8 protein-coding genes are annotated in these 9,255 nt (G+C 73.0%); 3 read left to right on the forward strand and 5 right to left on the reverse strand.

The features are described from left to right. Window positions 1-132: 132 nt before the first annotated feature. Window positions 133-387, reverse strand: a complete 255-nt coding sequence (locus ACOJTC_RS28580; RefSeq protein WP_088642125.1) for a phosphopantetheine-binding protein — start codon at window positions 385-387, stop codon at window positions 133-135. 158 nt (window positions 388-545) lie between these two features. Between ACOJTC_RS28580 and ACOJTC_RS28585 the strand changes: the two genes are divergently transcribed. Beyond that, window positions 546-2,141, forward strand: coding sequence for an AMP-binding protein (locus ACOJTC_RS28585; RefSeq protein WP_420119216.1), 1,596 nt, complete (start codon window positions 546-548; stop codon window positions 2,139-2,141). Between the two features lie 145 nt (window positions 2,142-2,286). Here ACOJTC_RS28585 and ACOJTC_RS28590 read toward each other — a convergent pair whose 3' ends face one another. The 4 genes from ACOJTC_RS28590 to ACOJTC_RS28605 form a co-directional block, all read right to left on the reverse strand. Then, window positions 2,287-3,831 (reverse strand): AMP-binding protein, encoded by a 1,545-nt coding sequence (locus tag ACOJTC_RS28590; protein WP_420119217.1) that lies wholly within the window; start codon window positions 3,829-3,831, stop codon window positions 2,287-2,289. A gap of 25 nt (window positions 3,832-3,856) precedes the next feature. Further along, on the reverse strand, window positions 3,857-4,786 hold the full coding sequence (locus tag ACOJTC_RS28595; RefSeq protein WP_420119218.1) for an ACP S-malonyltransferase: 930 nt from the start codon (window positions 4,784-4,786) through the stop codon (window positions 3,857-3,859). Between the two features lie 64 nt (window positions 4,787-4,850). Next, on the reverse strand, window positions 4,851-6,107 hold the full coding sequence (locus tag ACOJTC_RS28600) for a pyridoxal phosphate-dependent aminotransferase (protein ID WP_420119219.1): 1,257 nt from the start codon (window positions 6,105-6,107) through the stop codon (window positions 4,851-4,853). Between the two features lie 29 nt (window positions 6,108-6,136). After that, the gene (locus ACOJTC_RS28605; RefSeq protein ID WP_420119220.1) at window positions 6,137-7,483 is read right to left on the reverse strand and encodes a KamA family radical SAM protein; all 1,347 of its coding nucleotides are present in this window, start codon (window positions 7,481-7,483) and stop codon (window positions 6,137-6,139) included. Window positions 7,484-7,840: 357 nt separating this feature from the next. Here ACOJTC_RS28605 and ACOJTC_RS28610 point away from each other — a divergent pair, with 357 nt between their 5' ends. After that, the gene (locus ACOJTC_RS28610) at window positions 7,841-9,028 is read left to right on the forward strand and encodes a cytochrome P450 (RefSeq protein ID WP_204928163.1); all 1,188 of its coding nucleotides are present in this window, start codon (window positions 7,841-7,843) and stop codon (window positions 9,026-9,028) included. Next, the coding region (locus ACOJTC_RS28615) for a ferredoxin (protein ID WP_420119221.1) at window positions 9,025-9,255 on the forward strand (231 nt) is incomplete at its 3' end. The genes ACOJTC_RS28610 and ACOJTC_RS28615, both read left to right, overlap by 4 nt.

Genomic DNA, 9,255 nt, shown 5'->3' on the forward strand with positions numbered 1-9,255 from the left:
GTCGCGGGGGGGGGGCTGCCCCCCCCCGCCCCCCACCCCGCCGCGCGGGCCGCGCTCGGACGCGCCCGGGCGCCCCGCCAAATGGCCCCGTGACCAGTGGCGGCCCGGGGCACTTCTCGGAACGGGTGCCGCTCACACGGGAGCGGGCACGCCACGCATGTCGGTCAGCACGCTCCACAACGTCTGCGGGGTGGCGAACGTCTCCATCGACATCGCCTCGTCGACGAAGCGCACGTCGTACTCGCTCTCCAGGGTGGCCAGCAGTTCGACCATGGCGAGGGAGTCCAGGCCGGAGTCGCGCAGGCTGGTGCCGGCCAGCAGCGTCTCCTCGGGGTCGAGGAAGGGCAGGTGCTGGCGCAGGATGGCCTCGAACCGTTGATCCCACATGTCCGCGATTCCTTCCGGTGCAGGGTGAGAAGACGCTAACAACGCCCCACGGGGGCTGACGACCCGACAATCTCCCGGCCGCCGGCCCGCCCGGGTAAGGGGTCGTTAGGGGGGTCGATGCGGGTGGGGGCCGGCGGGGCCGCCGATACGCTCCGGCCATGAGTCGAGAGAACTTCGCGCGCACGCACGCCTCCGTGGAGACGCTGCACGAGTTCCTGTTGGCGGGCGCCCGGCTGACGCCCGACAAGCCGGCCGTCATCCAGGCCGTCGGCGGCGAGGTCGGCTCCATCTCGTACCGTCAGCTCGCCCAGCGGGTGGACGGCTACGCCGCCGCCCTCGACGAACTCGGCCTCGACATCGGCGACCGGGTGATCCTGGAGTCGGACACCTCCCCGACCGCCATCGCGGTCTTCCTGGCCTGCTCGTCGCTGGGCCTGACCTTCATCCCGGTCAGCCCGGAGACCCCGGCCCAGCGGCTCGCGCTGATCGCCGAGAGCACCGCCGCCGCGCTGCACCTGCAACCCGTCGACGGCCGCCGCGAGGGCGTGCCCGCGCCGCTGGGCACCGCCCGGTTCGGCCCGGACGGCATCCAGGTCGAGCGGGCGCCCGCGCCGCGCACCCGGCACCGCCGGGAACTGGTGCCCACCGACCCGGCCTACATGATCTTCACGTCGGGCACCACCGGCCGGCCCAAGGGCGTGGTGATGAGCCACCGGGGCGTGCTCGCCTTCTTCCGGGGGATGCTGCGGCACGGCATCGTCTCCGCCGAGGACCGGGTCGCCACCACCTCGCCGTTGCAGTTCGACTTCTCGCTGCTCGACATCGGCTTGGCGCTGGGCAGCGGCGCGGCCGTGGTGCCGGTGCCCCGCTCGCTGCTGCGCTGGCCGCGCCGCTTCGTGCAGTTCCTCGCCGACAGCGGCGCCACCCAGGTCAACGGCGTGCCGTCGATCTGGCGGGGGGTGCTGCGGCACGAGTTCGCCGGGCTGGCCGCGCTCGGTGAGCAGATCCGTGGGGTGCTCTACTCCGGCGAGAACTTCCCTCTGCCCGAGATGCGCGAGCTGCAACGCGCCCTGCCGCACGCCCGGGTGGTCAACTGCTTCGGCAGCAGCGAGTCCATCGCCGCGTCCTTCACCGACGTGCCCAACCCGCTGCCCGACGACGTCGACCGGATCTCCATCGGCCACGCCCACCCGGGCGCGGAGATGCTGCTGATCGACGAGGACGGGCGGCCGGTCGACTCCCCGGGTGTCGTCGGGCAGATCCACCTGCGCAGCGCCGCCCTGTTCCACGGCTACTGGAACGACCCGGAGGCCACCGCCGCCGCGCTGGTTCCCGACCCGCTCAACCCGGCCACCGGGCAGGTCGTCTTCCGCACCGGCGACCTGGCCTACCGGGGCGAGGGTGGGGAGCTGTACTTCACCGGCCGGGCCGACTCCCTGGTCAAGGTGCGCGGCAACCGCGTCGAGCTGGGCGAGGTGGAGCGCCGGGTCCGGGAGTTCCCGGGCATCGCCGGGGCCGCCGCGCTGATGCTGCCCCAGGAGGGCAGGGACCCGGTGCTGGCCGCGTTCGTGGTGCTCGACGAGGGCGTCTCCGGCGTGGAGGAGATGGAGCTGGGCGCGTTCTGCCTGGAGGCGCTGCCCGACTACATGGTGCCGCAGCAGGTCCGGGTGATCGACGAGCTGCCGGTCAACGCCAACGGCAAGATCGACCGGCGGGCCCTCGCCGAGCGCGCCGGACAGCCCGCGCAGCGCTGACCCGGCCCCTGACGGCCCCTGGCCGGTCCCTTCAGGAGGGGGACCGGCCAGGGGCTTTTCTCTGCGTCACCGCCAGCACAGCGAGATGGCGGCATCCGAGTCCTCGGATGCCGCCATGTCGGCGTAACAGCGTCGATCGTCCGGGTCAGCCCTCGGCGGCCTCGCGGGCCAACCGGGCCCGGTCCACCTTGCGGTTGGAGTTCAACGGGAACTCCGGCACGTGCCGGTACGAGCGCGGCAGCATCCCCTTGGGCAGGATCTGCCGCAACTGCCGGGACAGTTCCGCCGGGGCCGTCGGCGCACCCGTGTAGAAGACCACCAGCTCGGTGCCGCCGGCCCCGGCACGGGCCACGGTCACCGCGTCCTCGATGCCGGGGCAGCCCCGCAGGGCGTGCTCGATCTCGGCCCGCTCCACCCGCCAGCCGTGCACCTGCACCTGCGAGTCGAGCCGGCCCAGGTAGATCAGTTCCTTGTTGTCCAACCGCCGGACCCGGTCCCCGGTGCGGTACCAGCGCCGGCCGTCGCGCAGCAGGAACCGGCCCTCGTCGTCGGCCGGGTCGAGGTAGCCGGGGGTGAGCTGCGGGCCGGTGATGCAGAGTTCCCCCTCCACCTCGCTGGCCGCGCCGTCGGCGTCGAGCAGCACCCCGTCGTGCCCGTCGTGCAGCGTCCCGATCGGAACCAGCCCGTTGACGCACAACCCCGGCGAGGTCTGCGGCGACCAGCGGTGCCCGGTGATGGTCACGGTCAGCTCGGTCGGGCCGTAGATGTTCTCCAACGTCGACCCGGGGGCCGAAGCCTGCCAGTCCACCGCGTCGGCCGCGTGCAGCGCCTCCCCGGCGAAGAAGCTCCACCGCAGCGACGGCATCGCCGCCGCAGCCAACCGGCCGGTCCGCCGGACCAGGGTGATCGCACTCGGGGTGGAGAACCACACGGTCAGACCCCGCTCGGCCACGAACGCCGGCACGTCCCGGTACGCCGCCGGCGGCACCGGGTGCACGCTCGCCCCCGCACCCCAGGCGCAGAACAGGTCGAACATCGCGCAGTCGAAGTTCAGGTCGAACGACTGGGAGAACCGGTCGTCCGGGCCGAAGTCGTACCGGTCGTCCAGGACCGAGAAGTAGTGCCGCAGGTTCCCGTGGGTGATCGGCACCCCCTTGGGCCGCCCCGTCGACCCGGAGGTGAACAGCACGTAGGCCACGTCGTCCGGGCCGGCGGGACGGGGTGCGGCCAGCGGCGTCGCCCCGACCACCGGCAGCCGTGGGCCGGTGCCGCTGCCGCGCGGGTCCACCACCGGCGCGAACACCGGCACCCCGGCGACCGCGTCGCCCATCTCCGCCCGGACCGCCAACCCGGCCTCGTCGAGCAGCAGGGTGGAGACCCCGCACGCGGTGAGCATCCCCGCCGTCCGGGTAGCCGGGAACTCCGGGTGCAGCGGTACGGCGGTCGCGCCGACGTACAGGGTGGCCAGCAGCCCCGCGTACGACTCCAGGGTCTTGCCGGCCAGGATGCCGACCACCCGGGGCGGACCGTCCGGCCCGGCGGCCAGCGCCCCCGCCCAGCGCAGCGCGGTGGCGTGCAGCTCCTCGTAGCTGACCGGCCCGGACGGCAGGTGCAGGGCGGTGGCCCGGGGTGCCGCGGCCAGCCCCTGGAGGAACCGGCCGTGCAGGGCGTAGTCGGTGTGCTGGGTCATCTCGTCCTCCGTGCTCTACCGGCGCTCAGGCGGCCACGGCGCGACGGATCGGCCGCATCGCCCGTCGCGGGTCCACGATGGTGGTCCGGAAGTTGCGGACGGTGGCGCCGACCCGGCCCCACAACCGGTCCGGCCCGCAGACGTGCACCGTCTGCACCCCGGACCGCTGGAACGTGGCGACCACCTCCGGCCAGCGCACCGGGGTGACGATCCCGTCGAGCAGCATCGTCCGGACACCGTCGGCGGTGGTGCGTACCGTGCCGTCCTGGTCGGCGACGACCGGGATCTGCGGGTCGGTGAAGCGCAGCGACCCGAACAGCTCCGCCTCCACCCGGTCGCGCAGCGGCCCGAACGCGGCGGCGTGCAGCGGCGGATCCATCACGTACAGCGGCAGCCCGCCGCCGGCCCGCAGCCGCTGCGCCAACCAGTCGGTGCGCCCCTCGTGCAGGGTCACCATCCAGAAGTCGGTGTCCACGTAGCAGGAGATCTCGTACCACTCGCCGGCCTCGTCCAGCTCGGCCAGGATCTCCCGCAGCCGCTCGGCCGGGGTCCGGACGAACGACATCGTCACCACGCCCCGCTGCTCGGCGGTGAAGTACTCCGTCTCGATCCGGGACAGCCGCGCCGTCATCCGGACCGCCTCGGCGAAGTCCAGCGCACCGCTGAACACGGCGGCGGCCTTGCCACCGAAGCTGGGCCCGGCGATCAGGTCCGGCCGCAGGTCCATGGTCCGTTCCGCCCACCGGGCCAACGCCACGCAGTTGACCAGGAAGGCCACCTGGGCGTACTCGGAATAGTCGCTGTCGCTGTCGCGGTAGCGGGCGAACAGGTCGTAGTCGAGGGCGTCGCTGGCGGTGGCGAGCAGCTCGCGGGCGTCCCGGTCGATGAGCATGAACTTCGCGACGTCGGCGAAGTCGCACGGACCCATCCCGGGAAAGACGATCGCGCTGGTCATCTGGGGCGTCCTTGTCGTCGGGGCAGACCGGCACCGGCGCGGTCGGCGGGGGAGTCGGGGCGGGTCACCGGGGGAGCTTGGCCAGGGCCTGCTCGATGCGGACCAACGCGTCGGCGACGTGCGGCACCGTCAGCGGGTCGGCGGCGGTCTGGGTCTGCCGCTGCTGCTCCGGGGTGTCGCCGTAGAGCATGCTGGTGGCGGCCCGGAACCGCAGCGCCTCCGGCCGGTCGCCGAAGTGGTGGCCGGACAGCACCGCCACGCCCAGCTCCTCCAGCAGGTAGTGCTGCAGGGTGGCGCCGTCGGTGATGCCCTGCTCGGCCAACGGCTCGCGCAGCGGCGCGAAGTCCGGGTAGACGTAGAACGCGCCGGTCGGCGGCCGGCAGGTGGCACCCGCCTCCACCATGATCCGGTGCACCGCGCCGGCCACCGCGCCGTGCAGCGCGGCGTCCTCGGTGAGCCGCTCACGGATCTCCGGCGGCTCGGCGAAGGCGTACCGGGCGACCGACTGCATCGGCCCGGCCAGGGTGGACCAGATCTCGCTGGCCACCGAGGCGACGTCGGCGCGGAGGCGTTCGCCCCACCCGCCGGCCGGGAACCGGGCCGCGCCGATCCGCCAGCCGCCGAGCGCCAGGTTCTTGCTGAGCCCGGTGAGCACCACGGTCCGCCGGGGTGCGACCTCGGCGGGGGAGAGCAGGTCCGTGCCCGGGGTGTGCAGGATGTCCCGGTAGATCTCGTCCGAGACGATCAGCAGGTCCTCCTCCTCGGCGATCGCGCACAGCTCGCGGACCAGGTCGTCCGGGGCGTGCGTGCCGGTCGGGTTGTCCGGCGAGGTGAGCACCAGGATGCGCGGGTCGTGACCGAGCACCCGGGCGGCGCGGACCGTCTCCCGCAGCGCCGCCGGGTCGGGCACCCCGCCGCACGACTCGGGGACCGGCACCCCCAGCGCGGTCCGGCCGGCGAGCCGGGCCTGCGGGGCGTAGGTGACCCAGCTCGGCGCGGCGAGCAGGGTGTCCCCGCCGACGACCAGTTGCAGGGCCATCAGCAGCGGCTTGCTACCCGGCGCGATGATCACCTGGTCGGCCTCGGTGGGCAGCCGGCGGCGGGAGAAGTACCCGGCCACCGCGTCCAGGGTGGCGGGATCGCCGACCACCGGCCCGTAGGCGTTACGGTCGCCGCCCTCGGTCAGCGCCCGCAGCAGCGGCGGGAACACCGGCAGGCGGGACTCGCCGAAGCCCAGGTGCACGATGGACTCGCCCGCGGCGATGCGCTGCGCGACCAGCTGGTCGAGCGCGAGGTTGGGCGAAATCTTCCGGCCGGCCATCGCCAGCTCCCTTCGGGTCGGTGGGTCGTTCAGGCGGTGACGGCCGCGCCGGGGCGGGCCGCGCTGGGGCTGACCGCGGCGAGGATGTCCGCCGGGGCGCTCGGGTCGATCTCCAGGTCGCTCAGCCAGGCCGCGTCGGCCGACCAGCGGGCCCGGAACGGCCGGCCGACCAGCCGCCGGTCGCGGGCCTGGATCAGCCGGAGCTGGAAGAAGTCGCCGTCCGGGGTCCGCTCGACGCCGTCGACGAGGACCTTGCCGGGGGTGGCCGACATGACCGGTCCGCGCACCGTCCGGGCCAGCCCGGGCAGATCCTGGTACGCGGTACGGAAGATGTCGGCGGCCCGGGTCAGCGGCACCTGGAAGTAGTCCCGGGGACCGGTGTCCCGTTCGACGAACATGTAGTAGGGCACCGCGCCGACGGCCAGCTCCGCCCGCCACATCTCGCTCCAGGCGCGGGCGTCGTCGTTGACGTAGCGGATCAGCGGGGCCTGGCAGTAGACCACCGCCCCGGTCGACCTGATCCGGGCGATGGCCCGGGTGGCGACCTCGGTGGCCAGCTCCCGGGGGTGACTGAAGTGCGCCATCACCGCGACGCTGCGCCCCGACGCGACCACCTGCTCGAACAGCCGCAGCAGGTCGTCGGCGTCGCTGTCGGAGACGAACCGGTACGGCCAGTAGGCGACCGCCTTGGTGCCGAACCGGATGGTGCGCACCGTGTCCACCGCCAGCAGCGGCTCCACGTGGCTGCGCAGCCGCTCCGTCGACATGATCATCGGGTCGCCGCCGGTGACCAGCACGTCGGTCACCGCCGGGTGCCGGTGCAGGTAGCTCACCAACTGCTCCGGGCCGGGCGCGGCGAACCGCAGGTCGGCGTCCCCGACGAACTGTGCCCACCGGAAGCAGTAGGTGCAGTACGCGTGGCAGGTCTGCCCCTGCTGCGGGAAGTACAGCACCGTCTCCCGGTACTTGTGCTGCATGCCCGGCAGTTCCTGACCGTCCAGGCTGGGCACGTTGTGCTGCTGCTGCCCGGACGGGTGCGGGTTGAGCCCCGCCCTGATCCGGGCCACCTCCCCGCGCAGCCCCTTACGGTCACCGGCGCGCAGCAGGTCGCCGACGATCCGCTCGTCGTCGGCGGCGAGCATGCCGCGCTGCGGGAACACCAGCCGGAAGATCGGGTCGTCCGGGATGCGGTCCCAGTCGATCAGGTGCGACAGGACGTACTCGTTGACCCGGAAGGGCAGCACCTGGGAAATGGTGCGGATCGCGTGCAGATTGTCGGCCGACAATCCGTACCGGCCGCCCAGCTCTTCGATGTGGTGCGGCCCGAAGGAGTGGAACCGCCCCGGATCGGCGGTCGTGGAAACGAGCAGGGACATCAACCATCCTCCATGGGGGGTTGCGCCCACCGACGTGGCGTGACTCAATCACCGGTGCGCGCCCGCGAGAATCGCTCGACGGTCAACAGCGCGTTGCCTCGCCCACACGCTAGTGGCGGCCCGTCCGCCCGGACCCCTAGCGGAACCCCAGAGCCGCCCCTTAGCGCAGCCGGTAGGGGGAGGCTAGGGGCGTCGCGGGGGTGTAGGTGGATTTCCTTTCCTGATTACGTATCCCTCGCCTGGTCCGGCCGGCGCCCGGCGTGTCGCCCGGATACGCCGTACCGCACCGAGCGGCCGTGCAGACACCGATGCCAGCGCCGGATCACGTGCGCCCGGTGCGACCCGAGGGAGTGCTCCGTGACGATCGATCAGGAGATCCGTAAATATCCGTTCAGCGAGGCGCCCGGGATCGACATCGACCCCGTCTACGGGCTGCTGCGCAGCACCGAGCCGCTGGCCCGGGTGCAACTGCCGTACGGCGAGGTGTCCTGGCTCGCCACCCGGTACGAGGACGTCAAGACCGTGCTGACCGACCCGCGGTTCAGCCGGGCCGCGGCGCAGGGCAAGGACCAGCCCCGCACCCGCGAGGAGATGACCTACGAGGGCATCATCGGCCTCGACCCGCCGGACCACACCCGGCTGCGCAAGCTCGCCGGCAAGGCGCTGACCGCCCGCCGGGTCAACGAGATGCGCGAGGGCGCCCAGCGCATCGCCAACGAGTACGTCGACGAGATGATCGCCAAGGGCTCCCCGGGTGACCTGGTCGAGCTGTTCGCCCTGCCGTACCCGATCACCGTCATCTGCGAGCTGCTCGGGGTGCCGTTCGAGGACCGGGCCCAGTTCCGGATCTGGACCGAGGGGCTGACCAGCACCAGCGAGCAGCTGATGGTCTACGCCGAGCAGCTCTTCGGCTACATGGGCAAGCTGGTCGCCCAGCGCCGCGAGCAGCCCACCGACGACCTGCTCGGCGCGCTGGTCAAGGCCCGCGACGAGGGCGACCGGCTGACCGAGCAGGAACTGCTCTCCATCGCCGGGGTCGGGCTGCTGCTCACCGGCGTCGAGACGGTCTCCACGCACATCCCCAACTTCGTCTACGCGCTGCTCACCCACCCGGAGCTGATGGCGCAGCTGCGCGCCGACCGGAGCCTGGTGCCGGCGGCCGTGGAGGAACTGCTGCGGATGATCCCGCTGAACCCGGCCGCCATGTTCCCCCGGTACGCGGTGGAGGACGTGGAGCTGAGCGGCATCACCGTGCGCGCCGGCGAGCCGGTGCTGGTCTCGCTGCCCGGGGCCAACCGGGACCCGGAGATCTTCGACAACCCGGAGACCTTCGACTTCACCCGCGAGCAGAACCCGCACGTCGCGTTCGGCCACGGCCCGCACCACTGCCTCGGCGCGCAGCTCGCCCGGATGGAGCTGCAGGTGGCCCTGCACACCATCCTGGACCGGTTCCCCGAGCTGAGCCTGGCCGACGGCGACGCGGGCGTGTCGTGGAAGTCCGGCCTGCTGGTCCGGGGCCCGAACAAGCTGCTGGTGGCCTGGTGACCGCTGTGGACACCCGGTGGACGGTCACCGTCGACCGGGACGCCTGCATCGGTACCGGGGTCTGTGCCGGCGCGGCCCCCCGCCAGATCGAGATCCGGGCCGGCAAGGCGTCCGCCCTGGCCCCGGAGACCGCACCCGACGAGGCGGTCATCGACGCCGCCGACATGTGCCCGATGTCCGCGATCACGGTCCGCGACGCCGCCTCCGGCGCGCTGCTCGCGCCCGAG

Source organism: Micromonospora sp. (assembly GCF_048594385.1).
Classification (GTDB): domain Bacteria; phylum Actinomycetota; class Actinomycetes; order Mycobacteriales; family Micromonosporaceae; genus Micromonospora; species Micromonospora wenchangensis.

Coding starts and splice junctions, on each gene's coding strand:
- ACOJTC_RS28600 (WP_420119219.1), bottom strand. CDS start 6,107: ATGGCCGGCCGGAAGATTTCGCCCAACCTCGCGCTCGACCAGCTGGTC.
- ACOJTC_RS28590 (WP_420119217.1), bottom strand. CDS start 3,831: ATGACCCAGCACACCGACTACGCCCTGCACGGCCGGTTCCTCCAGGGG.
- ACOJTC_RS28605 (WP_420119220.1), bottom strand. CDS start 7,483: ATGTCCCTGCTCGTTTCCACGACCGCCGATCCGGGGCGGTTCCACTCC.
- ACOJTC_RS28580 (WP_088642125.1), bottom strand. CDS start 387: ATGTGGGATCAACGGTTCGAGGCCATCCTGCGCCAGCACCTGCCCTTC.
- ACOJTC_RS28585 (WP_420119216.1), top strand. CDS start 546: ATGAGTCGAGAGAACTTCGCGCGCACGCACGCCTCCGTGGAGACGCTG.
- ACOJTC_RS28595 (WP_420119218.1), bottom strand. CDS start 4,786: ATGACCAGCGCGATCGTCTTTCCCGGGATGGGTCCGTGCGACTTCGCC.